The organism is Acidovorax sp. LjRoot118, assembly GCF_964253575.1.
GTDB lineage: Bacteria > Pseudomonadota > Gammaproteobacteria > Burkholderiales > Burkholderiaceae_C > Acidovorax.
This window is the reverse complement of sequence record NZ_CAXURB020000001.1, coordinates 136,690-160,026: the sequence shown is the minus strand read 5'-3', so window position 1 is coordinate 160,026 and position 23,337 is coordinate 136,690. Positions and strand designations below refer to the sequence as shown.

General features: G+C 68.5%; 20 protein-coding genes. 8 read left to right on the top strand and 12 right to left on the bottom strand.

Features of this window, described 5'->3' with window-relative positions; all coding sequences use genetic code 11:
• Nucleotides 1-83 precede the first annotated feature (83 nt).
• Entirely contained in the window at nucleotides 84-1,505 is a 1,422-nt protein-coding gene (mpl, locus tag ACSQ9E_RS00770) for a UDP-N-acetylmuramate:L-alanyl-gamma-D-glutamyl-meso-diaminopimelate ligase (protein WP_436216585.1), read from the top strand.
• 170 nt (nucleotides 1,506-1,675) lie between these two features.
• On the opposite strand, the gene ACSQ9E_RS00765 is transcribed toward mpl, so the two are convergent.
• The 7 genes from ACSQ9E_RS00765 to ACSQ9E_RS00735 form a co-directional block, all read right to left on the bottom strand.
• On the bottom strand, nucleotides 1,676-1,987 hold the full coding sequence (locus ACSQ9E_RS00765; RefSeq protein ID WP_057201705.1) for a hypothetical protein: 312 nt from the start codon (nucleotides 1,985-1,987) through the stop codon (nucleotides 1,676-1,678).
• 99 nt (nucleotides 1,988-2,086) lie between these two features.
• Nucleotides 2,087-3,208 carry a 3-deoxy-7-phosphoheptulonate synthase gene (locus ACSQ9E_RS00760; protein WP_057201704.1) on the bottom strand — a complete coding sequence of 374 codons (1,122 nt, stop codon included), beginning with the start codon at nucleotides 3,206-3,208 and terminating at the stop codon, nucleotides 2,087-2,089.
• A 300-nt stretch (nucleotides 3,209-3,508) separates the two neighbouring features.
• Complete coding sequence (locus tag ACSQ9E_RS00755) at nucleotides 3,509-4,045, bottom strand: hypothetical protein (protein WP_057201703.1); 537 nt, start codon at nucleotides 4,043-4,045, stop codon at nucleotides 3,509-3,511.
• 146 nt (nucleotides 4,046-4,191) lie between these two features.
• Nucleotides 4,192-5,676 carry a metalloprotease TldD gene (tldD, locus tag ACSQ9E_RS00750; protein ID WP_436216584.1) on the bottom strand — a complete coding sequence of 495 codons (1,485 nt, stop codon included), beginning with the start codon at nucleotides 5,674-5,676 and terminating at the stop codon, nucleotides 4,192-4,194.
• A 76-nt stretch (nucleotides 5,677-5,752) separates the two neighbouring features.
• Complete coding sequence (locus ACSQ9E_RS00745; RefSeq protein ID WP_007854175.1) at nucleotides 5,753-6,088, bottom strand: YegP family protein; 336 nt, start codon at nucleotides 6,086-6,088, stop codon at nucleotides 5,753-5,755.
• A 101-nt stretch (nucleotides 6,089-6,189) separates the two neighbouring features.
• Nucleotides 6,190-7,368 carry a rod shape-determining protein RodA gene (gene rodA / locus ACSQ9E_RS00740; protein ID WP_057201701.1) on the bottom strand — a complete coding sequence of 393 codons (1,179 nt, stop codon included), beginning with the start codon at nucleotides 7,366-7,368 and terminating at the stop codon, nucleotides 6,190-6,192.
• A gap of 47 nt (nucleotides 7,369-7,415) precedes the next feature.
• Nucleotides 7,416-9,773, bottom strand: coding sequence for an HDOD domain-containing protein (locus tag ACSQ9E_RS00735; protein WP_436216583.1), 2,358 nt, complete (start codon nucleotides 9,771-9,773; stop codon nucleotides 7,416-7,418).
• 140 nt (nucleotides 9,774-9,913) lie between these two features.
• On the opposite strand from ACSQ9E_RS00735, the gene ACSQ9E_RS00730 reads away from it, so the two are divergent.
• Nucleotides 9,914-10,498 (top strand): YqiA/YcfP family alpha/beta fold hydrolase, encoded by a 585-nt coding sequence (locus tag ACSQ9E_RS00730; RefSeq protein WP_428003508.1) that lies wholly within the window; start codon nucleotides 9,914-9,916, stop codon nucleotides 10,496-10,498.
• Here ACSQ9E_RS00730 and ACSQ9E_RS00725 read toward each other — a convergent pair.
• On the bottom strand, nucleotides 10,481-12,058 hold the full coding sequence (locus ACSQ9E_RS00725; RefSeq protein WP_436216582.1) for a PglL family O-oligosaccharyltransferase: 1,578 nt from the start codon (nucleotides 12,056-12,058) through the stop codon (nucleotides 10,481-10,483). The genes ACSQ9E_RS00730 and ACSQ9E_RS00725 overlap by 18 nt on opposite strands.
• A gap of 198 nt (nucleotides 12,059-12,256) precedes the next feature.
• On the opposite strand from ACSQ9E_RS00725, the gene ACSQ9E_RS00720 reads away from it, so the two are divergent.
• From ACSQ9E_RS00720 to mtgA, 5 genes are read left to right on the top strand one after another with little or no spacing between them, the layout of a single operon-like run.
• Nucleotides 12,257-12,775 carry a pilin gene (locus ACSQ9E_RS00720; protein WP_436216581.1) on the top strand — a complete coding sequence of 173 codons (519 nt, stop codon included), beginning with the start codon at nucleotides 12,257-12,259 and terminating at the stop codon, nucleotides 12,773-12,775.
• A 46-nt stretch (nucleotides 12,776-12,821) separates the two neighbouring features.
• Nucleotides 12,822-14,894 carry a ribonuclease catalytic domain-containing protein gene (locus ACSQ9E_RS00715; RefSeq protein ID WP_057269187.1) on the top strand — a complete coding sequence of 691 codons (2,073 nt, stop codon included), beginning with the start codon at nucleotides 12,822-12,824 and terminating at the stop codon, nucleotides 14,892-14,894.
• A complete protein-coding gene (locus ACSQ9E_RS00710) occupies nucleotides 14,891-15,751 on the top strand; it encodes a TonB family protein (RefSeq protein WP_436216580.1) in 861 nt (286 codons plus the stop codon). Before ACSQ9E_RS00715 ends, ACSQ9E_RS00710 begins: the two co-directional genes overlap by 4 nt.
• A 12-nt stretch (nucleotides 15,752-15,763) precedes the next feature.
• Nucleotides 15,764-16,624 (top strand): shikimate dehydrogenase, encoded by an 861-nt coding sequence (gene aroE, locus ACSQ9E_RS00705; protein ID WP_436216579.1) that lies wholly within the window; start codon nucleotides 15,764-15,766, stop codon nucleotides 16,622-16,624.
• Between the two features lie 25 nt (nucleotides 16,625-16,649).
• Nucleotides 16,650-17,384 carry a monofunctional biosynthetic peptidoglycan transglycosylase gene (gene mtgA, locus ACSQ9E_RS00700; RefSeq protein WP_057269045.1) on the top strand — a complete coding sequence of 245 codons (735 nt, stop codon included), beginning with the start codon at nucleotides 16,650-16,652 and terminating at the stop codon, nucleotides 17,382-17,384.
• 15 nt (nucleotides 17,385-17,399) lie between these two features.
• Here mtgA and ACSQ9E_RS00695 read toward each other — a convergent pair whose 3' ends face one another.
• Complete coding sequence (locus tag ACSQ9E_RS00695) at nucleotides 17,400-18,815, bottom strand: cytochrome P450 (RefSeq protein ID WP_436216578.1); 1,416 nt, start codon at nucleotides 18,813-18,815, stop codon at nucleotides 17,400-17,402.
• A gap of 75 nt (nucleotides 18,816-18,890) precedes the next feature.
• On the opposite strand from ACSQ9E_RS00695, the gene ACSQ9E_RS00690 reads away from it, so the two are divergent.
• Nucleotides 18,891-19,802 carry an AraC family transcriptional regulator gene (locus ACSQ9E_RS00690; RefSeq protein WP_436216577.1) on the top strand — a complete coding sequence of 304 codons (912 nt, stop codon included), beginning with the start codon at nucleotides 18,891-18,893 and terminating at the stop codon, nucleotides 19,800-19,802.
• Here the strand turns inward: ACSQ9E_RS00690 and ACSQ9E_RS00685 are convergent.
• The 3 genes from ACSQ9E_RS00685 to ACSQ9E_RS00675 form a co-directional block, all read right to left on the bottom strand.
• Nucleotides 19,784-20,935 (bottom strand): AAA family ATPase, encoded by a 1,152-nt coding sequence (locus ACSQ9E_RS00685; protein ID WP_436216576.1) that lies wholly within the window; start codon nucleotides 20,933-20,935, stop codon nucleotides 19,784-19,786. The genes ACSQ9E_RS00690 and ACSQ9E_RS00685 overlap by 19 nt on opposite strands.
• A 44-nt stretch (nucleotides 20,936-20,979) precedes the next feature.
• Nucleotides 20,980-21,840 (bottom strand): RNA ligase family protein, encoded by an 861-nt coding sequence (locus ACSQ9E_RS00680; protein WP_436179756.1) that lies wholly within the window; start codon nucleotides 21,838-21,840, stop codon nucleotides 20,980-20,982.
• A gap of 427 nt (nucleotides 21,841-22,267) precedes the next feature.
• Entirely contained in the window at nucleotides 22,268-23,269 is a 1,002-nt protein-coding gene (locus ACSQ9E_RS00675) for a LacI family DNA-binding transcriptional regulator (protein WP_436216575.1), read from the bottom strand.
• Between the last annotated feature and the right edge of the window lie 68 nt (nucleotides 23,270-23,337).

The window sequence follows — 23,337 nt, the reverse complement described above, 5'->3', positions numbered from 1 at the left end:
AAAAGACTATCAATTTCATAGCTCCCCAGGCAGGCCAACCCTGCGGCGTGGGACCTTGCGTTTGAAAAGTAGAATCGTCGCCCATGCATATACACATACTGGGCATCTGCGGCACCTTCATGGGCGGCCTTGCGGCCCTGGCCCGCGAGGCGGGGCACCGGGTCACAGGCTGCGACGCGGGTGTCTACCCGCCCATGAGCGACCAGTTGCGCGCCCTGGGGATCGAGCTGATCGAAGGCTTCGGACCTGAGCAACTGGCCCTGAAGCCCGACATGTTCGTGGTCGGCAACGTGGTCAGCCGGGTCCGGCTGGCCGATGGGAGCCCCAAGTTCCCGTTGATGGAAGCCATCCTGGACGCCGGCCTTCCCTACACCAGCGGCCCCCAGTGGCTGGCCGAGCATGTGCTGCAGGGCCGCCATGTGCTGGCCGTGGCCGGCACGCACGGCAAGACCACCACCACCTCGATGCTGGCCTGGATCCTGGAAAGCGCGGGCCAGCAGCCCGGCTTCCTGATCGGCGGCGTGCCGCTGAACTTCGGCGTGTCCGCGCGCCTGGGCGCGGCCGCGCGGCCCCATGCCGGCGATGGCCCGCTGGGTGTCAGCCCGCTGTTCGTGATCGAGGCCGACGAATACGACACCGCCTTCTTCGACAAGCGCAGCAAGTTCGTGCACTACCGCCCACGCACGGCCGTGCTGAACAACCTGGAGTTCGACCACGCCGACATCTTCGACGACCTGGCCGCCATCGAGCGCCAGTTCCACCACCTGGTGCGCACCGTGCCGCCCTCGGGCCGTGTGGTGGTCAACGGGCTGGAAGAAAGCTTGGCGCGCGTGTTGCACGCCGGCTGCTGGAGCAGCGTGAGCAGCTTCGGCACGGCCGTGGGTGATTTTTCTGCCGTGGGCGAGCCCCAGGCTTTCGATGTGGTGCAGCAAGGCCGTACCGTGGCACGGGTGGAGTGGGCGCTGACCGGCGTGCACAACCAGCTCAATGCCCTGGCCGCCATCGCCGCAGCCCACCATGTAGGCGTGGCGCCCGAACAGGCGGCGCGCGCACTGGGCCAGTTCCAGAACGTCAAGCGCCGCATGGAATTGCGCGGCACGGTGAACGGCATCGCGGTGTACGACGATTTCGCCCACCACCCGACCGCGCTGCGCACCACGCTGGATGGCCTGCGCCGCAGCCTGGGCCCCACGGCACGCATCCTGGCAGTGTTCGAGCCGCGCAGCAACACCATGAAGCTCGGCGCCATGAAGAGCCAGCTGCCCTGGGCGCTGGAGTCCGCCGACCTGGCCTTCTGCCACACGGCGGGGCTGGACTGGGACGCCGCCGAAGCGCTGTCCCCCCTGGGCGTGGGCCCCGGTCAGCGCGCGCAGACCGCCCCCGACATCGGCACGCTGGTGGCCCAGGTCAGCGCCGCAGCGCGGCCCGGGGACCACATCGTGTGCATGAGCAATGGCGGTTTTGGCGGCGTGCATGCGCGCCTGCTGCAGGCGCTAGCGCGGTAGTTCCACCGCCTTGATCTCAGTTCTCTGAAGTGCTGTCAGCCTGAAATACTGGCACAGCCCAAGCCAGTGCCCCCGCGCAAGGGCCGCCCCGCCGCGCTGGGGGCGTCCCCCTCCCAGATTGCGAAGCAATATGAGAGAGGGGTGAAGGCGCGAAGCGACTCAGGGGGTGCTTAGAACGTCACGGCCATGGCGGGCACGTCCACCCGCACCACGGGCCTGGCGAGGGCCGCACTGGCGGCACGCGCAAAGTCGCGCGACCACTGCACGTCGCCCATCAGCGGGCTGCCGGCGGCCTGCGCCACGGTGAGCACCTTGTCGGCCAGCAGCACCTTGCCGCTGGCGCGCAGGGGTTCGCAATCGAGGCTGGTGAACTGATCGTCCAGCCAGCGACGCCCTTCCTCATGGGTCATGGGTTCCGCGTTGGCGAGGTCGAAGCGGAATTCCTGGTTGCCCGCCAGGCGGACGGAGACTTCGCTGTGCATGGGGATGCCTTTCTGTAAGCAGGGGTGGCAGGCCCCGCCGCTGCACTCGGGCAGCGGACAGAACCCTCAATGGCCAGAAGCTTACACGCAGGCAGTTGCTCAGGCAGCGCGGCGGGCTTGCACTGCAGCCGACAGGTCTGCCAAAGACTGCAGCGAATCGTCCCAGCCCAGGCAGGCGTCGGTGATGCTCAGGCCGTAGGTCAGCGCAGCAGCGTCGTCCTTGCCGGGCGTGAACTTCTGGGCGCCGGCCGTGAGATGGCTTTCGATCATCAGACCGAAGACGCTGCGCGAGCCGCCGGCGATCTGGCCGGCCACGTCGCGTGCCACGTCCATCTGCTTTTGGTGCTGCTTGCTGCTGTTGGCATGGCTGCAGTCCACCATCAGGGTGGCGGGCAGCTTGGCGGCTTCCAGGTCCTTGCAGGCGGCGGCCACGCTCTCGGCGTCGTAGTTGGGGGCCTTGCCGCCGCGCAGGATGACGTGGCAGTCCTTGTTGCCGTTGGTGTTGACGATGGCGACCTGGCCATTCTTGTGCACCGACAGGAAGTGGTGGCCGCGGCTGGCGGACTGGATGGCATCGGTGGCGATGCGGATGTTGCCGTCCGTGCCGTTCTTGAAGCCGATGGGCGCCGACAGGCCCGAGGCCAGCTCGCGGTGCACCTGGCTTTCGGTGGTGCGTGCGCCAATGGCGCCCCAGGAGATCAGGTCGCCGATGTACTGGGGCGAGATCACGTCCAGGAACTCGCTGCCTGCGGGCACGCCCAGGCGGTTGATGTCGATCAGCAACTGGCGTGCAATGCGCAGGCCTTCGTCGATGCGGTAGGTCTCATCGAGGTAGGGGTCGTTGATCAGCCCCTTCCAGCCCACCGTGGTGCGGGGCTTTTCGAAGTACACGCGCATCACGATCTCCAGCGTGTCCTTGTACTGCTCGCGGACCGCCTTGAGGCGGCGCGCGTATTCGATCGCGGCGGCCGGGTCGTGGATGGAGCAGGGGCCGATGATCACCAGCAGGCGGTCGTCCTCGCCGGCCATGATGTTCTGGATGTTCTTGCGGGTCTGGGTGATCAGCGTTTCCACCGGCGTACCGCTGATGGGGAAAAAGCGGATCAGATGCTCTGGAGGAGGCAACACGGTGATGTCCTTGATACGTTCGTCGTCGGTCTGGCTGGTTTTCTCGACGCTGCGGTACCAGGAATCGCTGGTGGGGTTGGTGTGGGCCGTCATGTTGTCTTCCTCGTGGGCTGGATGGATGGAAATGGGGAGGGCAGAAAAACAAAAACCGCCGGGCTTTGCAGCGTCGGCGGTTGGTATGGGGAGGTTGTGTGTGCTTGCGCGTTCGCCTCTCATCCGCCGGGGACTGAGATAAAAAACCAAAAATAAAACGCGCTGCGAACTTGCATGGGATTCAATGTAGCACAGTCTTGCCGCATTGCAGCAACCCCTGTGCGTTGCGAAGCTGCAACGCCACGGCGGCCTGCAGGGCGATGCGGGACGACGCGAGGGGCTGAAATATCCAGCCGGAGATCAACTTCTCCAGCGCCGCAGCCAGGCGGCCGCACGCTGCAATGCCGAGCGCGGTGGCGGCTCGTCGCCGGGCAGCTCGCTCACCGGCTCGCTCTGGTGCTCATACATGTCCACCAGCAGCAAGGCCTCGCCCAGCGTGCGCCAGGCGAGCAGCTCGAATTGGTCGAAGCAGGCACTTTCGCGGGTATTGCGCTGCTCCAGCGCCTGCTGCCATGCGGTGACGGCATTGCGCAGCTCGCGCAGGGCGCGCTGGTAGGCGCCGAACTCGTAGAGCGCATGCCAGGCCGAGCCCAGGCCCGTGAGGAACAGCTGGTGCTCGCGCGCACAGTGCGACAGGCTCACCACCCGGCGCGTGATGGCCGCCGTATCGGTGCTGGTGCGGCGCGTGCGCACCGCCTCGTCGATGTGGTTGGACAGGCCACTCAGGCTGTCGCGCAACTGGCGCGAATCCTCGTCGGCCACGCTCTCGCGCAGAAACCGGCTGATGTCGCCAAACGACTGGAGTGTGTGCTGCAGACTGGGGCGCGTGGCAGGCATGGAGAGATTGTGCGCCGCGCAGGCCCTGCGCGGCTAAGTGCAAGCCCCAGGCATGCGATTTGGCGGGTGAAGACCGGCCAATTGCGGGCCATGGAGGGCGCGGATGGTGTAGCCGCGCAACAGCGGCCCACGCTCCCGCGCCGCAATCAAGCCGTGCCGCCGACCGTCAGGCCTTCGATGCGCAGCGTGGGCTGGCCCACGCCCACGGGCACGCTCTGGCCCTCCTTGCCGCAGGTGCCCACGCCGCTATCGAGGCGCATGTCGTTGCCGATCATGGTCACCTTCTTGAGCGATTCTGGGCCGCTGCCGATGATGGTCGCGCCCTTGACGGGGTACTGGATCTTGCCGTTCTCGACCCAGTAGGCTTCGCTGGCCGAGAACACGAACTTGCCCGAGGTGATGTCCACCTGGCCGCCGCCGAAGTTGGAGGCATACAGCCCCTTCTTGATGCTGGCGATGACCTCGGCCGGCTCCTTGTCGCCGCCCAGCATGTAGGTGTTGGTCATGCGCGGCATGGGGATATGGGCATAGCTCTCGCGCCGGCCGTTGCCGGTGGGCGCAACGCCCATCAAGCGCGCGTTGAGCGAGTCCTGGATGTAGCCCTTAAGGATGCCGTCCTCGATCAGCACGTTGCGCTGGCTGGCATTGCCCTCGTCGTCCACGTTGAGCGAACCGCGGCGGTCGGCAATGGTGCCGTCGTCCAGCACCGTGACGCCCTTGGCCGCCACGCGCTGGCCGATCCGGCCGCTGAACGCGGAAGAGCCCTTGCGGTTGAAGTCACCCTCCAGCCCGTGGCCGATGGCCTCGTGCAGCAGGATGCCGGGCCAGCCCGAGCCCAGCACCACGGTCATCTCACCCGCCGGGGCCGGGCGCGATTCGAGGTTGACCAGGGCCGCGTTCACGGCCTCGTCCACATACTGGCCCATCTGCTCGTCGTCGAAATAGGCCAGGCCGAAGCGGCCACCGCCGCCGGCCGAACCCATTTCACGGCGGCCGTTCTGCTCGGCGATCACCGTGACCGACAGGCGCACCAGCGGGCGCACGTCGGCAGCCAGGGTGCCGTCGGCACGCGCCACCAGCACCACGTCGTATTCGCTGGCCAGGCCGGCCATGACCTGGGCCACGCGCGGGTCCTTGGCACGGGCGCGCTTTTCCAGGCGCTCGAGCAGGGCCACCTTGGCCGTGCTGTCAAGCGTGGCGATCGGGTCCACGCCAGGGTAAAGGCTGCGGCTGGTGGCGATCTTCTGCGACGCCACCTTCACCCGGCCGGCCTGCGATGCCGCGCCGATGGTGCGCACGGTGCGCGCGGCGTCGAGCAGCGAGGCCTCGGAAATATCGTCGGAATAGGCAAACGCCGTCTTCTCGCCGCTCACGGCACGCACACCCACGCCCTGGTCGATGCTGAAGGAGCCGGTCTTGACGATGCCCTCCTCCAGGCTCCAGCCTTCGCTGCGCGTGTACTGGAAGTACAGGTCCGCATCGTCCACCTGGTGCGTGCGGATCTCGGCCAGCGCGCGCGCCAGATGGCTTTCATCCAGGCCAAAGGGTGCCAGAAGCAGTTGCCGGGCAACGTCGATGCGCTGGGTGGTGGACGCACGCTGGGGCGCGGCAGTATAGGAGCTGAAGGTCATGCAGGCATTTTAGGCGCGCGGGCAGGCCCCGTGCGGTGCAGGGGCACCGACCATCCCTGCAAGGCAGCGGGTGGGGTCAGGCGCTCTGGTCGTCGGCCACGGCATCGGGGGCATGGGCCTTCACCGATTCGATCCCCGCTTCGCGCGCTTTTTCGCCCGAGTAGCGCTGGCTCTGGCCGATGACCTGGCCGTTGCCGGCCTTGAGGGTGAAGTAGGGCGAGCCGTCCTTGGCGCACAGGCGGCCGTAGCGGCCATCGTCGGCCGCATTCTTGCGCACGGATTCGATGCCGTTCAGAGCGCTGGCCCGGGATTCGTACAACTCGCTCGTAAGGATCACCTGGCCATTGGAGGCCAGCAGGTTGAAGACGAACTTGTCGTTCCTGGACTTCTTGAGCTCGAACTTGGACGCCATGGGAGCACCTCCGTGGGATTGTCGAAAAGCCGCTGTAGCCAACAGTTGTAACCCCAAGCGCCCGCCGTGGCAATGGCGCAAGCCCCCGCTCCCGTCCCCCGCTATGCCTGCATGGCGGGCGGTGCGTCCTTGGGGTCCGCGCGCTGCGAGCGCGCCACCGACATCAGAATGCCCAGTGCCAACCCCAGCGTGACCATGGCCGTGCCGCCATAGCTGATGAAGGGCAGCGGCACACCCACCACCGGCAGGATGCCGCTGACCATGCCCATGTTCACGAAGGCGTAGGTGAAGAAGATCATGGACACGGCTCCCGCCATCAGGCGCCCGAACAGGCTGGTGGCGCCCATGGCAATGGCCAGCCCGCGCCAGACCAGCAGCAGGAAGCAGGTGATGATGAAGAGGTTACCCGCCAGGCCGAATTCCTCGGAGAAGGCGGCAAAGATGAAGTCGGTGGTGCGCTCGGGAATGAACTCCAGGTGGGTCTGCGTGCCGGCCATGAAGCCCTTGCCGAATACGCCGCCCGAGCCGATGGCGATCATGCCCTGGATGATGTGAAAGCCCTTGCCCAGCGGGTCGCGCGTGGGGTCCAGCAGGGTGCAGATGCGCTGCTGCTGGTAGTCGTGCAGCACCACCCAGCGCACCCCGTCGGCACACAGCTGGTCGCCCAGCAGCACCAGGACGGCGATGCCGGCACCGCCGATCAGTACCGGCGGCAGCACCAGCTTCCAGGGCAGGCCGGCAAAGAAGATCACCGACAGCCCCGCCGCCAGCACCAGCAGCGAGGTGCCCAGGTCGGGCTGCTTCATGATCAGCCCCACGGGAATGGCCAGCAGCAGCCCCGCTGCCGCGAAGTCCAGTGGCCGCAAGGTGCCTTCGCGTTTCTGGAACCACCAGGCCAGCATCAGCGGCATGGCGATCTTGAGGATTTCGCTGGGCTGGATGACGATGCCCAGGTTCACCCAGCGCTGCGCGCCCTTCTTGGTGATACCGAACAGCGCCACCGCGATCAGCAGCGCCACCCCCGCCGCATAGAGCGGAACGGCAAACACCATGATCTTCTGGGGCGGCACCTGGGCCACCATGAACAGGATGGCGCTGGCGATGAGCATGTTGCGCCCATGGTCCATGAACCGGGTTCCATGGTCGTAGCCCGAGGAATACATGGCCAGCAGGCCCGCACCCGCGAGCAGCATGATGATCAGCACCAACGGCAGATCGAACCCGCGGAACAGGGGCGTGAAGCGCTGGGCAAGGGAGGGCTTTTCAAAAACGGCGGCCATCCCCCGATTATCGGGTGCCGGCCAGCCGCCGGGCGGGCAACCCCGCCTCAACCCGCCTGCCGAAAGGCCATCACCGCCTGGTTGCGCAGGGTGCGCAGCAGCCCCAGGGCCTTGTCGTCCACCACGATGCCGCCGGCCACCGACTGGTCCGCATAGATCAGTGCGAAGGTCTGGCCCTTCAATTGCAGGGGCAGCAGCAGGAAGGACGGCGCGTTGAGCCCCGTGCGGTACCACTCGGGCAGGCGCGCGTGGATGCGCGGGTCGGTGGCATCGTTGATCAGCGTGTCCGCAGCGCGCAGGCAGACGGCAGCGAACAGGTCGCCCGGCACCTTGAGTGGCACCCGCATCGCGCGCACCGCGGCATCGCTGCCCTCGCCCAGGCCAAACCGACCCACCAGCACCTCGGTACGGGCGTCGCGCAGGCAGAACACCATGCGCCGAAAGCCCAGCGCGCGGAACATGGTCTCCAGGATCATGCGCAGCACGTCGTTGAGCGCAAAGGTGTCCACCATGGCATTGGTCACGTCCTGCACGCCGGCGGACAACAGCTCGTTGACCTGGGCCACCGACACCGCCCCGCCGGCCTGCGAGGCCAGCACGGCGGGCAGGGGCTGCAGCTCGCCGACGCCGAGTTCATGGGGCGCCAGGGCATCCTCCGGCACGGCCGCGTCGCCATCCGCCGGGGGCGGCAGCTGGAGCAGGCGGGCGGCGGGCGTGCCCGGTGGCACGCGCAGCTCCAGGGTTTCGGCCAGCGACACCAGCTTGTGGCGCGCGCGCAAGGCGGCCTCGGCAATCGCGGAAGGAGACAGGGCCAGGGTGCGACTGTAGCGCGTGCCCACACCCTGCATGCGCTCTTCGAGCCGAGCGGGGTCGCTGTGCAGCAGGATGTCGGCCACCTCGTTGGCCGCCAGCGCCACCCAGCGCAGGCGCTCCACGCCCTGCTCGGGCGGGCGCTGGGCGGGCGAGCCCAGGGGCTTGCGCATGCAGCGCTGCAGGCTCTCGGGCAGGCCCCAGACGCGCGCCACCCCGGTGCCCAGGTCCTCGAAACCCAGGCCCAGCACCTGCACGGCGGCGGCTTCCTCCCCGCCGTCGAGCCGGCCGCCGGCCAGGATGCGGCGCACCTCCTGCGCCTCCTCCGGGAAGTAGAAGCTGCACAGCATGCGCCCCAGGTTCTGGAACATGGCGCCGATGAAGGCCTCCTCGGCCCCCTGCCCGGGGCCACACAGCTCGGCCGCCACCGAGCCGGCCATCATGGAGCGCAGGAATTCCTCGCGCATCTGCTCGGCATGGGCCTTGTCCTGCATGTGGTCGAGCAGCACCAGGCTCATGGCCATGTTGCGCACGGCATTGAAGCCCACCAGGCTCACGGCGCGCGATACCGTGCTGATGGTGCCCCGCCCCGCATGGGCGTAGTGCACGCTGTTGACCAGGCGCAGCAGCTTGTGGGTCAGCGCCACGTCCTTGAGGATCTCGTGCGTGAGGTCGCTGATGCTGTCGTCCTCGGAATGCGCCACGCGCTGGATGCGCGTCACCGAGTCGGACAGGGCCGGAAAATCGCTTTTGTGGCGCATGCGCCGCAGCAGGAAATCGAGCGTGGCATTGCTGGCCGCCGTGGGCGCGCTGGCGGGCGCCGCCCAGGCGCGCAGGGCATCGCGCAATTCGGTGGCACCCGCGAATGGCGCGGCGCCATCCAGGCCCAGGGCGCGCTGCAGCAGGGTGCGCAAGCCCTCGTCCAGGGCGTCGATCAGCACGGCGGGCAGGGCGCGCCCCGCCTCGGCGGCGCCCACCCAGGGGCTGCCGGTGAGCAGGTGCACCAGCACCCGGGCGGCCGAGCGCACGTCGTCCGCCGCGCTGGCCGATGCCTCCCCGGCAGCCAACGCCGGGGCATGCCAGCCAAGGCCCAGCAGCCGCGCGTGGCGCTGTGGGTCCATGGCGACATGGTCCAGGTCCACCCGGCCGTGCACCACGCCCGCCCCATGTGCGGCCTCCAGCGCATCGAGCAGGTCCACCACCAGCGCGACGGCATCGTGCGGCGTGCAGCGGCCCTGGCGCGCCAGGTGCTCGGCCAGCGTAGGGCCCAGCATCTGCTCGTGCACGATGTGGGGCTGGCGCGCGAGGACGTCGGCCTCCAGCACGGGCACGATGAAGGCATGGTTCAGGTGGGTGGCCCGTTCGGCGGCCTCAAGCCAGCGCTCGAGCGCGGCCGCCGCTGGTGGCGGCGCCACCGCCCACTGCCGGATGGTGACCGGGCGCTGCCCGCGCCGGTCCAGCGCCCGCCACTGGGTGAATTGCCGGTTGGCCACCAGCACCTGCTGCAGCTCGAACCGCCCCTGGGGCGGCGGCACCCGGTCGCCGACCACCCAGGCGGAACGGCGGGCGGGGGAAAGCGGCGCAAAATCGGTCATGGTCGGGAGAATCAGGGCGGGGCGCGGTATCGCAGGCTGCGGCATACACTTTGCAACATCTTATGCCCGTGCAAGGGGTCCCAACGCAGTGATTCCCCTGCCCTGAGCGCTTGTTACACGCTTTTCGGCTGCCTCCATCCATGAACCGCACCACCCACCTTCTCTATCTGCACGGTTTCCGTTCCTCCCCGCAATCGGCCAAGGCGCGGCAGATGGCCACCCATGTGGCAAGCCGGCACCCTGGCGTGCATTTCTGGTGCCCGCAACTGCCGCCCTCACCCCGCCAGGCCATGGACCTGGTGGAGCAGACCGTGGCCCATTGGCCCCGCGCCTCCAGTGCGGTGGTCGGCTCCTCCCTGGGCGGTTTTTATGCCAGTTGGGTGGCGCAGCACCTCTCCTGTCCGAGCGTGATGCTCAACCCTGCGGTGGACCCGGCGCGCGACCTGGCACGCTACATCGGCGAGCAGACCAGTTGGCACGATCCGGCCGAGCGCTTCTTCTTTTTGCCCGGGTACATCGGCGAGCTGCAGGCCCTGGATGTGCGCGGCAAACCACCCGCAGGCCCCGAACTGGCCATCGTCGCCAAGGGCGACGAGGTGCTGGACTGGCGCGAAATGGTGGCACGCTACCCGGCGGCGCAATTGCAACTGCTCGACGGCGGCGACCATGCACTCAGCGGTTTCGAGGTGCACCTGCCTCTGGTGGACTCATTCCTGCAGCTTTGAATTCGACGCGCGCGAGGCCGGCGTCTCCTTGTTCAGCCAGCGCGCATGGTCCTTGGGGTAGGCGATGCGGTAGCGGCGCAGGTGGTAGGCCGCCTCGTCGTCGCGGCCGAGCATGAGCGCGCTTTCGATGCGCTTCTCGATGACGCGGGGCTCGGGCGAGTAGTGCAGCAGTTCGCCCGAGAGCGCGTACACCTCCTGGGCCGTGGCCGGTGTGAGGGCCATGGCCGGTAGCCGGGCGAAATCCACCTGGTCCGAGAACAGCAGCGTGGGGGCCGTGGTCGCCGGGGTCATGTCACGGTAGGCCGGATCGCGCCGCTCAGGCACCTTGTAGAGCTGGCTGATGCGATGGTAGTCGTGCGCCACCCAGGCGGTCAGCAGGGCACCCGCCACCAGAACCACGGCAGTGGCGCCCAGCACTGCCGGCGAAGGGGGCGCGGGCGGGCGGCGGCGCGGCCACAGCAGCACCAGCGCCAGCAGGGCCGCCAGCTGGAAGGGCCCGTACCACAGCGGAAACTCCAGCATGCTGTGCGCGCCGATGATGGCCAGGATGCCCCAGGCCAGTTGGCGCAGCGGATCCGTCTCGCTCCAGGGCCGTGCCTTCACGATGAAGGCCAGCGCAGCGCCGCACAGCAACACGGCGGCCGGCAGACCCAGCTCCACAGCCAGGTGCAGGGGCAGGTTATGGGCATTGTCCAGCAGCACACAAAAGCGCTCCCCGGGGAACAAGGTGATGTAGTGCGCGTAGTCGAGTTCGTTCCAGCCCCAGCCTGTCCAGGGCTTCTGCGCGATCAGGGTGAGCACGTTGGACCAGAGCACGCGCCGGCTGGTGCATTGGTGGCTGTCACCCGAGAAGCGGTTGAACAGGTCCTCGGCCTGCACCCCGCTCCAGGTGTGCAGCAGCACGGGCAGCAGCCATGCTGCCGCGATGTACAGCGCCAGCCCGCCCAGTGCCACCCCCAGTGCCAGCCGGCCGGTCGAGCGGCGCCACCACAGGAGCAGGGCCACGACGATCAGCCACTGCACGGCCCCGGTACGCGAGACCGTGGCGGCGCTGGCCAGTGCCAAGATGGGCAGGGCCCAGCCGATGCCCACCCCCATCAGCCAGTCTGGCGCGGCCCGCACCCGTCCTTCTTGGCTGCGCGCATGCCACTGCGCCACCAGCCACACCAGCGCCCACACGCCCAGTGCCACCAGAGAGGCCTGCTGGTTGCGCTGGCGCAGGTTGCCCACCGCCTGGCCCGGGGTGGAGGCATTGATCCAGGGCGCCATGCCCACATCGCCCCCGAAATACTGCACCAGGCAGATCACGCCCCCGACGACCGCAGCCAGCAGCAGCCCCAGCGCCAGTTGGTTCGCCGCCGTGGCGCCGCCATCGCACAGGCCTGGGTGGCGGCGCGAGCGCAGCGCCCGCTGCCATGCCAGCGCCACCAGCAGCACGATGCACGACCACGAGGCCAACAGCGGCCAGACATTGGTGGACGGCGGGGTGGTGATGGAAAACAGGAAGGGCAGGGCCACTGCCAGCAAAGTCAGCGGTGCGGCAATGGCATCGATCAGCATCAGGAAGGCGGGGGAAGGCGGGTTGCGCAGGGAAAGGGAAGCCGCGAATCATAGAGCCCCGGCGCTGCGGCGATCCGGCCATGCAGACCATGCAATCCCCTGCGGCACCGGCCTTCCTCACCCCGGCAGCTCCCACAAGCCCTTATATTTGCACCCATCCCGCCCCATCGTCCCCTGACCGGGTCTTGCACCACCGCCATGAACCACCCGCAGCACTCCTGTTCCCTGTATCGCCCGCAGGGCTTCACGATGATCGAGATGATGATGGTCGTCGCCGTCGTGGCCGTGCTGGCCCTGATGGCCTTGCCCTCGTACCAGGACCGGATGCTGCGCACCCAGGTCAAGGAGGGCCAGGCCATGGTCGAGTTCGTCAAGCAGGCCGTGGCCGTGCACTACGCACTCAAGAAGACCATGCCCGCCGACAATGCCGCCGCCGGCCTGCCGCCCGAGGACCGCATCGTCAGCACCAATGTGGCCAAGGTCACCGTGGCCGGCGGGGCGGTGAACATCGTCTATGGCAACAAGGCCAACAAGGCCATCGCAGGCAAGACCCTGACCCTGCGACCAGCCATCGTCCCGGATTTCCCGCAGGTGCCCATTGCCTGGGTCTGCGGCAAGGCCAAGGTGCCGGACAAGATGACCGCGCAGGGGACGAACGCCACGAACATCCCGGCCATTGCCACCCCCCTGGATTGCATGGGTCCGGCGGGATCCTGACCCGTCTCGCCAGAGATGGGGGGCGCCCCATGGGAGAATGCCGCCCATGCATGCATTGTTTGAAGAAGCCGGCAAGTTCATGGCCGGCCGTATCCTGTCCGAAGCCGAGAGCTCGGCCCAAGTCGAGCTCGATTCGGGCAAGCGGGTCAAGGTCAAGGCCGCCAACGTTCTGTTGAAGTTCGAAAAACCCGCCCCATCCGAGTTGGTGGCCCAGGCGCAGGCCGTGGCCGAGACCATCGAGCTGGACCTGGCCTGGGAGTTCGCGCCCGAGGACGATTTCGGCTTTGCCGACCTGGCGCGCGACTATTTCTCCGAAAACGCCACTCTGGTCCAGCAGGCCGGCGCGCTGTTTCGTCTGTACGAGGCACCGCATTACTTTCGGCGCGCGGGCAAGGGCCGTTTCAAGAAGGCACCGGCCGAGATCCTGCAGCAGGCGCTGGCCGCCATCGAGAAGAAAAAGGCCGTGCTGGCGCAGATCGACGAATGGGCCGCAGCCCTGGGCCGGGGCGAATGCCCGCAGCCCATCCGCGACCAGCTCTACAAGATCTTGTTCAAGCCGGACAAGAACGCGCCGGAGTACAAGGCCGTGGTCGACGCCAGCCGCGCCACGCACACCGCGCCCCTGGACCTGCTGCAAAAGGCCGGCGCCATCGACTCGGCCTACCAGTTCCACTGGAAGCGCTTTTTGTTCGAGAACTTCCCCAAGGGCACGGGCTTCCCGGCCCTGACCGCCCCCCAGCCGCCGGACGACCTGCCGCTGGCCAGCGTGCAGGCCTATTCCATCGACGATTCGCAGACCACGGAAATCGACGATGCGCTGTCAGTACAAGGCCTGGGCACGGGCACCGTGGTGCTGGGCATCCACATCGCCGCGCCTGGCCTGGCCGTGCAGCCGGGCAGTGCCATCGACCAATTGGGGCGCGCGCGCCTGTCCACCGTGTACATGCCGGGCTACAAGATCACCATGCTGCCCGACGAGGTGGTGCAGATCTACACGCTGGACGAAGGCCGGGCCAACCCCGCCGTGTCGCTGTACGTCACCGTCAACGAGACCACGCTGGAGATCCTCTCCACCGAAACCCGCCTGGAGCGGGTGCCGGTGCTGGCCAACCTGCGCCACGACCAGCTCGACCACATCGTGACCGAGGCCTGGCTGACCGACCCCGCCGTGCAGGTCGAGGGCACGCCAGCGCGCGTATCGGAGCTGCGCGAGCAACTGTCCTTCCTGTTCCGCTTGGCCAAGAGCCTCAAAGCGCAGCGCGAGGTGGTGCGCGGCAAGCCCGAGAACTTCAACCGGCCGGACTACAACTTCCGCCTGGTGGGCAACGACCGCGGCGAGCCCAACGGCTCGGAGACGGTGCAGATCACCACGCGCCAGCGCGGGGCGCCGCTGGACCTGATCGTGGCCGAGGCCGCCATCGTGGCCAACAGCACCTGGGGCAGCTGGATGGCCGAGCTGGGTGTGCCCGGCATCTACCGCAGCCAGGCCAGCATGGCGCCGGGCGTGAAGGTGCGCATGGGCACCAAGGCCCTGCCGCATGCGGGCATCGGCGTGAAAAGCTATTCCTGGGCCACCTCGCCGCTGCGCCGCTACACCGACCTCGTAAACCAGTGGCAGATCATTGCCTGCGCGCGCCACGGCAAGACGGCGGCGCTGGCCGCACCGTTCAAGCCCAAGGACGCCGACCTGTTCTCCATCATCAGCAGCTTCGACGGCGCCTACAGCGCCTACAACGGCTACCAAGCCGGCATGGAGCGCTTCTGGACGCTCAAGTACGTGCAGCAGAACGGGCTGACGGAGCTGACCGCCACCGTCTTCAAGGAAGGCCCGGGCGGCAGCTTCCTGGTGCGGGCCGACGATATCCCGCTGGTGTTCCCGGTGCTGGGTGCCCAGAACCTGCCGCGCGGCGCACGCCTCTTGGTGAAGCTCGGCGAGATCGACGAGATCACGCTGGACATCCACGGCACGGTGCTGGAGCGCCTGGACAGCGACGAACCCGAAGCCGGTGCCGACGAGGCGGCGGAGGAGGACGACGAGACCGTGGCCGGCCCGATCGCCATTGCCGTGGACATGAACGAAGCCGAAGCGCCCGCCAGCGCTGATAATCTGACGCCGTGAAATTGCCTGCCTTCTTCCGCACCTTCAGCACGCTGCAGCTTGCGCTCGGCGTATCGATCGCCGTGCATGCGGCGCTCATCACCGTACGCTTCATCGACCCGGAGGGCTTCAACCGCGTGTTCCAGGACACACCGCTCGAAGTCATCCTGGTCAATGCCAAGTCCAACGAGCGCCCCGAGAAGGCCCAGGCCATCGCCCAGTCCAACCTGGCAGGCGGCGGCGATGCGGAAAAAGGCCGGGCCACCAGCCCCCTGCCGTACTCGGCCCTGACGGCCATGGGCGACGATTTCGAAGAAGCCCAGCGCAAGATGGACGCGATGCAGGAGCAGCAGACCCAGTTGCTCACGCAGTTGCGCAAGCAGCTGGCCGCCATGCCGCCCCCCGATCCGCGCAAGCCCAGCCAGAGCGCCGAGCAGTCGTCGCAGGACGAAAAGCGCCGCCAGTTAGTCAAGTTGCTGGCCGAGATCGAAAAGCGCATCAACGAAGAGAATTCGCGCCCCAAGAAGCGCTACATCAGCCCGGCCACGCGCGAAGAGGCCTATGCGATCTACTACGACGCGCTGCGCCGCAAGGTCGAGGACAAGGGCACCGAGAACTTCCCCGAGCAGGGCGGCAAGAAGCTCTATGGCGAGCTGACGATGATCGTCACCGTGAACCACGACGGCCGCGTTCTGGAGACCGAGATCGTGCAGGGTTCGGGCAATGCCACGCTGGACCGCCGGGCCGAGGCCATTGCCCGCGCCGCCGGCCCGTTCGGCGCCTTCAACCAGGAAATGCGCGCCAAGGCCGATCAGATCGCCATGGTGGCGCGCTTTCGCTTCACCCGCGACCAAACGCTGGAAACCACTGTTCGCTGAACCCCCTTCGAGATGAGCCAAGCCACCGTCGACCTGTATTGCGTGATGGGCAACCCGGTGGCGCACAGCCGCTCGCCGGCCATCCACGCCCGTTTTGCCGAACTGACCGGCGAGCGCCTGGCCTATGAGCGGCGCCTGGTGGCGCTGGACGGCTTTGCCGAGGGTGTGCGCGCGTTCGCAGCCCAGGGCGGGCGCGGCTGCAACGTCACCGTGCCGTTCAAGATCGAAGCACCGCGGCTGGCCACGCAGTGCAGCGAGCGCGTGCAACTGGCCGGCGCGGCCAACACCCTGGCGTTTCGCCCGGACGGCAGCATCCACGCCGACAACACCGATGGCCTGGGCCTGGTGGCCGACATCACGCGCAATGCCGGCGTGGCCCTGCAGGGCCGCTATGTGCTGCTGGTGGGTGCCGGCGGCGCGGCGGCCGGCGTGCTCGGCCCGCTGCTGCAGGCCGGTGCGCGCCGCATCGCCATTGCCAACCGCACCCTGGCCAAGGCCCAGGCGCTGGTGCATTCACACCATGCCCTGGCCACAGAGCTCGGCGCGCAGCTCGCGGCCAGCACGCTGGATGCCGTGGCCGGCGACTTCGACGTGGTCATCAACGCCACGGCCAGCAGCCTGGCGGGCGAGGCCGTGCCCGTGGCGGCGAGTGTGCTGCGGCCCGGTGGTCTGGCCTACGACATGATGTACGGCCCTGCGGCCCAGGAGTTCCTGGACTGGGCTGCCGCCCATGGCGCGGTGCCGCGCGACGGCCTGGGCATGCTGGTGGAGCAGGCGGCCGAGGCCTTTGCCTTCTGGCGCGGCGTGCGTCCCCCGTCATCCCAGGTGCTGGCCGAGTTGCAGGCGCAACTGGCGCTGCAGCCCCAGCACTGAACCTGGCAAGAAAAAGAACCCGCATATGAAAGCCGTGCTGCGCTGGCTGGGCCTGGTGGTGTTCGCCGCGCTGGCGCTGCAGCTGTTCTTCGTGCTGCGCATCGCAGCCATGGTGGTCGTCAACCCCGAATCCACCAGCTTCCAGCGCTCCGAGGCCTGGGTGCAACTGGCCAGCAGCGGCCAGGTGCGCTGGCGCCAGCAATGGATGCCCTACGGCGAGATATCGGACCACTTGAAGCGCGCAGTGATCGCCTCGGAGGACGACGGCTTCGCCAACCACGACGGCGTGGACTGGGCTGCCATCGAGAAGGCCTGGGAGCGCAACGCCAAGGCCGAAGCCCAGGCCGCCAAGGCCCAGAACCGAGCCCCGGAAAAACCCCAGCGCGCGCCCAAAATCCGTGGCGGCTCCACCATCACCCAGCAACTGGCCAAGAACCTGCTGCTCTCGGGCGAGCGCACCCTGCTGCGCAAGGGGCAGGAGTTCGTGCTCACGCTGCTGCTGGAGCAGCTGCTGAGCAAGGAGCGCATCCTGGAGATCTACCTCAACAGCGTGGAATGGGGCGAGGGCGTGTTCGGCGCCGAGGCCGCCGCCCAGCACTACTTTCGCAAAAGCGCCAACCGCCTGGCCCCCAGCGAAGCGGCCCGCCTGGCCGTGATGCTGCCGGCCCCCAAACGCTTTGAGAAGACGCCGGGATCGGCCTATCTGGCAGGGCGCACGCGCACCATCCTGGCGCGGATGAACAGCGCTGAATTGCCCTGAGAACCCAACGAAACCTCAGGCGCGCCGGCTGAGCAGCAGCTGCACCGGGTGCTGCGGCCGCAGGGTCACATGCAGCCGTGGCTGCGGGGGCGGCGCCCCCTCTGGCACCCGCAGGGTATAGCGCTGCAGCAGCATGGCCGCCAGCAGCACCATCTCCAGCATTGCAAAGTGCTGGCCGATGCACACGCGCGGCCCCAGGCCGAAGGGAATCCACGCCCCCCGGGGTATCTCGGGCGCGCCCTCCAGAAAGCGCTCGGGCAGGAAGCGCTCGGGCTGCGCGAACCAACGCCCGTCCCGGTGCAGCACCCAGGGCGTGATGCGCAGGATCGACCCCTGGGGCACGGCTACACCGCCCAGCGTGAGGGGGGCCGTGGTGCGCCGGCTCATCACCGCAGCGACGGGCGGGTACAGGCGCATGGCCTCCTTCAGGGTGGCCGCCAGCCAGGGCAACTGCGTGATGTGCTCCGGGCCTGGCACATGGCCCTGCAGCACCGCGTCCACTTCGGCCTGGGCGCGTTGTGCCGCCTCGGGATGTTCGGCCATCAGCCGGCTCCACCACAAAAGGGCGGTGGCGCTGGTCTCGTGCCCTGCCTGGAAGCTGACCATGCACTGGTCGAACACCTCCTGAGGCGAAAGGGCCTCGCCCGTGGCCTCGTCGCGCAGGGTCAGCAGCATCTGCAGCAGGTCGCTGCGGTTCGCCGTGGGCGCCAGCCCTTGCTGGGCGTGCCGCTGGTCGATGTGGCGCTGCACCAGAGCGCGCAGCAGGCGCAGCGCCCGGCGCTTGGCCGCCTTGCCGGGCAGGGGCAGCCAGTCGGGCAGGGTGAAGGGCATGAACATCTCCGAGAACGCAGCGGCCGACAGCGTCTGGGTGGCCCAGGCAGCATCGCGCGCGTCTTCCTTGGCCGACTCGCCGAACAGGGTGCGCAGGATCACATCCATGGCCACACCGGTCCACAGCCCTTCCATGCCGACCAGGGCCTCGGCCTGGCCTGCCGGCACGGCCGCGTCCAGTGCGGCCTGCGCGGCACCGGTCATCAACTGCGCATAGCCTGCCACCCGCTTGGGCGCGAAGGCAGGCACCAGCATGCGCCGCTGGCGCTGCCAGGTGGCGTGCTCGGTCACCAGCACGCTCTGGCCAAACACCTGCTCGAACACCTCGATGCCGCGCTCCCAGCGCACCAGGTGCTCGGCATGGGTGACCAGGGCCTCGCGCACGAGTTCGGGGGACATGAGATCCCAGGCCTCCTCATTGACCAGCCGCATGCGCGTGAGATCGCCATGCTCGCGCTGCAGCCGGGTGACGAAGCCCAGGTAGTCGGCACGCATGGCACGCAGCAGCGGCAAGCCCCACCAACGCCGCGATGGGCCTGATGCCTGCAGGGCGGGTGGGGCTGCGGCATGCGCAAGGTCGTCGGAAAGGGTTGTGTTCATGCCGGCATGGTGGTGCGCCCCGCCACCGGCGTATTGAACGATTGCGACATCGTCGCTCCCCTACACTTGCCCACCATGGCCATACAGGCACCCCTCTCCGCCCGGCACCCCGATGGGCTCATTCCTTCGGGCCAGCTGTGGCTACCGCATGCCGGCCTGTCGGCCTGCGTGCGCGGCACCATCGTGCGCAGCACGCTGGGCCATGCGCTCAGCGATGCAGCGCGCATCAACCGCTTTCCCGCGACGCCGCTGTGCAGCCTGAGCTGGTGGTTCACGGGCCGCAGCGAATGCCTGGTCCCCGAGCGGCCCGGCAGCATGCCGGACCTGGACAGCCCGCGCGAGCCCTTCGCGGGGTGCTGGGTGCTGGCAGGCCCGCAGACCCGGCCCTCGACCAGCTGGTGCGCCGAGCCCACGCACGCCATGATGGTGATGTTCATGCCCGATGCGCTGCACCTGCTCACCGGCCTGGCGCCCGAGGACCTGACCGACCGCACGGTGGATGCCGCCACGCTGCTGCCGCGCGACTGGCTGGCCCTGTGCGAGGCGGTGCAGCACCAGCCCGACGACGCGGCCCGCATGGAATGCCTGGAGCAGTTTCTGCTGCCGCGCTGGCAGGCCTGCAGGCCCGGGGCCGCCACGGCTACGCAGCGCTATGCCGACTGGGCCACGCACCTGGCGCAGCGCGCCGCGCACTCGGCGCCCGGCCGCAGCCTGCGCCAGTTGGAGCGGCGCGTCAAGCGCTGGGCCGGCCTGCCGCTGCGCGAGCTGCGTGGCTTCGGCAAAGCCGAGCAGGCATTCTTCGACACCCTCGCCGCAGACGCGGCCGAGTCCCCAGTGCGCTGGGCCGAGGTGGCTGCAGGCGCCGGCTTTTCGGACCAGTCGCACCTGTGCCGCGTCACGCGGCGCATCACAGGCTATGCGCCCCAGGCGCTGTACGACGGCATTCGCCGCGACGAGGCCTTCTGGGTCTATCGCCTCTGGACATAGCTCACCCGGTGCGCCTCGGTAGGCAGCGGCACCTCCCAGCGCAGCAGCATCTCCAGCAGCCGCTTGTTGGACAGCGAGGTGTCGCGCCGCTGGTTGCGGGCCAGCAGTTCTGCGCGCGGCTGCTCCAGATACATGATCTCCACCTCGGCATGGTAGGCCAGGCACAGGTCCAGGGTCTTGGCCCGCATCTGGTCCGACAGATGGGTGGCGTTCCAAACGAAGGGTTCGTGCGCCCGCAACAGGGCCTTGGCCTGTTCCACCGCGTGGTGGGCCACCATGCCCTCGTTCTTGCCATGGCGCAGGCCCAACTGAGCACGCGCATCGTCGAACGACACCACGGGCAGCCGGGGGTGGTGGGTGGCAACCCAGGTGTCCTTGCCTGAAGCCGGCAGGCCCGACATCACCACCACCCGTGAGCCGGGCTCCTGGTGCAGCGCATAGTCCGGGTGCACGTTGGCCCCGCGAAAGTAGCTGAGCGCGGTGTGCGCATCGGCAAAGGCGCGCGGCTGGCCGTAACAGGCTTCCTCGCGCGCGAGTTCGCGGAACAGCTCGATGGCATCGAGCGTGCGCTGCAGGTCGGGGCAGACGCGCCCGCGCATGTCCGCCTCGGCCAGCAGGGCCAGTAGGTGCAGGTCCACCTGCCAGGACAGCTGGCGCACGGTGAACTCTGGCGATGTGCCCTTGCGCGAGGTCTCCAGCGCGAAGAACGGCACCTGATGCACGGCGATCAGCCGGCAGATGGCCTCGCGCACGGCCAGCGGCGCACCGGCGTGCCACAGCGCGATGCGCGCGTCGATGGCGCCTTTGCGCGAGTGGCCGGGCTGCGATATGCGGCCCGTGGCCTCGTCCACCACCGTGGTGCTGCACTTGGCCACGTCGTGCAGTAGCGCGGCGAGGAACACGACCTCCTGGTCGGCACGCTCCAGCGCGGCGTAATTGGCACTGTCAAGCAGCGCGCGCAGCACCATGGCGGTGTGGGTCCATACATCGCCTTCTGCGTGGAACACGGGGTCCTGCGGCGTCGTGGCGGCCAGCCGCAGTTGCGGGAAGGCCTCCAGGCAGGCGCCCAGATCAGGCGCGCCGCCCGCGGCAGGGACCAGGCCCTGCACGTCTTTCCATTGAAATATCGTCATTGCATTCTCCTGGGCGGGTGGGCTCGCCGTGGGGGTTGTTGCGCTCAGAGGCGGCCGTCGCCAGCCAAGGGCCAGCGCTTGTCGACCTCGGGACCGAACAGGTCCACGCCCGAACGCAGGCGGTTGGGGATGACCGGGCGCTCGCTGTGGTGCGACTGCGAATCCAGGATGGTCTGGATGAAGTCCGGCCGCACGAGCTTGAAGCGCCCCACGGTCCGGCCGCCCTCCTCCACCTTGATGTACAGGCCCTCGGCCAGCTCGGACCGATCCGTCTGCTGCCAGCACAGGGCCAGGTCGAGCCCCTGGCGCGCCACCTCGTCCTCGAACGCGGCACGCCACTGCCCCGTGCGCGCCAGCGATGGCGCCAGCAGTGCCTGCAGCGCCTGCATGCGCGGCGGCGCAAGGCCGGCGTAGAGCACCGGCACCGAGACTACGGGCACGCCGGCCAGCAGGGCATGCCGGGCGGGTGTGTCGAGAAAGTCACCGGTGCGGCGGTCCCGGATGTCGAACTCGCAGAACAGGTGCGGCAGCGCGTCGTAGTAGACCGAGTGCTTGGCGTGCATGAACTCGCCGTACAGCACGTAACGGTCTTCCAGCACGTCGAGCAGCCGGCCCTCGTGCGCCCGGGCCCATTGCTTGAACAGGTTGAATTGGCGCTCGCGGCCGCCCAGGCGGTCCACGTCGAGGTAGTGGCCGCGCGACTGCAGCAGCAACTGGCCCGCGGCGTCGAAGCTCAGGCCAGCGTTGGCGGCGTCGAGCTTTTCCTCCACCACGATGGTCTTGCCCAGCAGCTCGGCATAGGGAACGGGGTCGCCCTTGTCGCCTGGCTGGTAGCGGGAGCCCTGCAGATGGGGCGTACGGGGGTATTTTGCGAGTTCGCGGTTGTGCAGAAAGGTGTGCGTCATGGAAGTCTCCGGCAGGCAGGGAACCAGGCAGCAAGCAAGGCCTGGGACAGGGGCCGAAGACGACGCAGAAGGTCAGCAGGTGACCATGGGTGGCTGGCTCAAGGCAGGCAGTTCAGGGGCCGGGCGCACGGTGTGCGACCAGGGAACTGGCTGGCTTGCCCGCATGCCCACACGAATGGCATGACCCGGGGCTTGAGGCCGCGGGCTTCGTGTGGCGTGTCGTTCAGCAGGAACGGGGGATGCGGGGCATGTCGGTCTCGAAGGTGAGGATTTTTGAAAGAGGGCGAATGCTACGGGCGAGCGCCGGTGTTTTCAAGAACAGCGCGCAACTCTGGTGTTTTATTGCCACAGCCAGGCGCTGTCTGTGCGCCTCCCGCACCGCTTCTGGCCGTGTGCACACAGGGTGGCGCAGGGATGCGCCAGGGCATCATGCGCTCGCGCGCGAGACGATCTCGAAGCCGATGTCGACGATGGGCTGATCGACCGTACGGCCCTCCGCGCGGTCGTCGATGAACTGCGCTGCCGTGCGGCCGATGCGCGTGCCATCGATGCGCACCGTGGTCAGGGCCGGCTGCAGGCTGGCGGCGAACTCCAGGTCGCCCAGGCCCACGACGGCCAGTTGCCCGGGCACCGACAGGCCGCGCGCCTGGGCTTCGATCAGCACCCCCAGGGCCAGCATGTCGGAGCTGCAGAACACCGCATCGGTGTCGGGGTGGTCGGCCAGCGCTGCCACCAGCCCGCTGCGCCCCGACCCCAGGGTGGTGGGTGCTGGCACCAGCACCGCAGGCACCTCGGCCGCCAGGCCCAGTGCCCGGGCCGCGCGCCGAAACCCGCCCATGCGCAGGCGCGCCCGGTCATCGTTGGCGCCGAGCAGCAAGGGCTGCTGGTAGCCGCGCTGGTGCAGGAAATGGCAGACGGCCTCGCCAATGCCTTCGTGGGAGAAACCCACCAGCATGTCGATGGGGGTGGGTGTCAGGTCCCAGGTTTCGACCACCGGGATGCCGGCGGCCAGCAACTGGCGCCGGCCTTCCACCGAATGCATGATGCCGGTCAGCACGATGCCATCGGGCCGGCGCCGGATGATGGCGTCGAGCAGCGCGTCCTCGCGCGAGGCGTCGTAGCCACTCTGGCCGATCATCAATTGGTAGCCGCGTTCGTCCAGCGCCTGGTTCAGCGAGCGCACGGTTTCCTGGAACACCGGCCCCGTCAGCGTGGGCAGCACCGCGGCCACCAGCCGGGCGCGCGAGGAGCGCAGGCCACCGGCCATGCCGTTGGGGACGAAGCCGGTCTGGCTGACCACTTCGCGCACCTTGAGCAAGGTGGCGGGCGCAACCCGCTCCGGGGTGTTCAGCGCACGCGACACCGTCATGGCGGACACACCGGCCATGCGGGCGATGTCGTGAACGGTGAAGACTTGGGGCTTTTTCATGGGGCGGCGCAAAAGCCAGACAGTATGCGCGGGAACGCGCGCCCCCATGCGCCCGCCGGCAGCCCCCC

What these genes read in the sequence shown, in the direction of transcription:
- ACSQ9E_RS00755 (WP_057201703.1), bottom strand. Translation starts at nt 4,045, where the DNA reads ATGCCTGCCACGCGCCCCAGTCTGCAGCACACACTCCAGTCGTTTGGC.
- rodA (WP_057201701.1), bottom strand. Translation starts at nt 7,368, where the DNA reads ATGGCCGCCGTTTTTGAAAAGCCCTCCCTTGCCCAGCGCTTCACGCCC.
- mpl (WP_436216585.1), top strand. Translation starts at nt 84, where the DNA reads ATGCATATACACATACTGGGCATCTGCGGCACCTTCATGGGCGGCCTT.
- mtgA (WP_057269045.1), top strand. Translation starts at nt 16,650, where the DNA reads ATGAAAGCCGTGCTGCGCTGGCTGGGCCTGGTGGTGTTCGCCGCGCTG.
- ACSQ9E_RS00725 (WP_436216582.1), bottom strand. Translation starts at nt 12,058, where the DNA reads ATGCTGATCGATGCCATTGCCGCACCGCTGACTTTGCTGGCAGTGGCC.
- ACSQ9E_RS00745 (WP_007854175.1), bottom strand. Translation starts at nt 6,088, where the DNA reads ATGGCGTCCAAGTTCGAGCTCAAGAAGTCCAGGAACGACAAGTTCGTC.
- ACSQ9E_RS00685 (WP_436216576.1), bottom strand. Translation starts at nt 20,935, where the DNA reads ATGACGATATTTCAATGGAAAGACGTGCAGGGCCTGGTCCCTGCCGCG.
- tldD (WP_436216584.1), bottom strand. Translation starts at nt 5,676, where the DNA reads ATGACCTTCAGCTCCTATACTGCCGCGCCCCAGCGTGCGTCCACCACC.
- ACSQ9E_RS00760 (WP_057201704.1), bottom strand. Translation starts at nt 3,208, where the DNA reads ATGACGGCCCACACCAACCCCACCAGCGATTCCTGGTACCGCAGCGTC.
- ACSQ9E_RS00695 (WP_436216578.1), bottom strand. Translation starts at nt 18,815, where the DNA reads ATGAACACAACCCTTTCCGACGACCTTGCGCATGCCGCAGCCCCACCC.
- ACSQ9E_RS00680 (WP_436179756.1), bottom strand. Translation starts at nt 21,840, where the DNA reads ATGACGCACACCTTTCTGCACAACCGCGAACTCGCAAAATACCCCCGT.
- ACSQ9E_RS00715 (WP_057269187.1), top strand. Translation starts at nt 12,822, where the DNA reads ATGCATGCATTGTTTGAAGAAGCCGGCAAGTTCATGGCCGGCCGTATC.
- ACSQ9E_RS00720 (WP_436216581.1), top strand. Translation starts at nt 12,257, where the DNA reads ATGAACCACCCGCAGCACTCCTGTTCCCTGTATCGCCCGCAGGGCTTC.
- ACSQ9E_RS00675 (WP_436216575.1), bottom strand. Translation starts at nt 23,269, where the DNA reads ATGAAAAAGCCCCAAGTCTTCACCGTTCACGACATCGCCCGCATGGCC.
- ACSQ9E_RS00735 (WP_436216583.1), bottom strand. Translation starts at nt 9,773, where the DNA reads ATGACCGATTTTGCGCCGCTTTCCCCCGCCCGCCGTTCCGCCTGGGTG.
- aroE (WP_436216579.1), top strand. Translation starts at nt 15,764, where the DNA reads ATGAGCCAAGCCACCGTCGACCTGTATTGCGTGATGGGCAACCCGGTG.
- ACSQ9E_RS00690 (WP_436216577.1), top strand. Translation starts at nt 18,891, where the DNA reads ATGGCCATACAGGCACCCCTCTCCGCCCGGCACCCCGATGGGCTCATT.
- ACSQ9E_RS00730 (WP_428003508.1), top strand. Translation starts at nt 9,914, where the DNA reads ATGAACCGCACCACCCACCTTCTCTATCTGCACGGTTTCCGTTCCTCC.
- ACSQ9E_RS00765 (WP_057201705.1), bottom strand. Translation starts at nt 1,987, where the DNA reads ATGCACAGCGAAGTCTCCGTCCGCCTGGCGGGCAACCAGGAATTCCGC.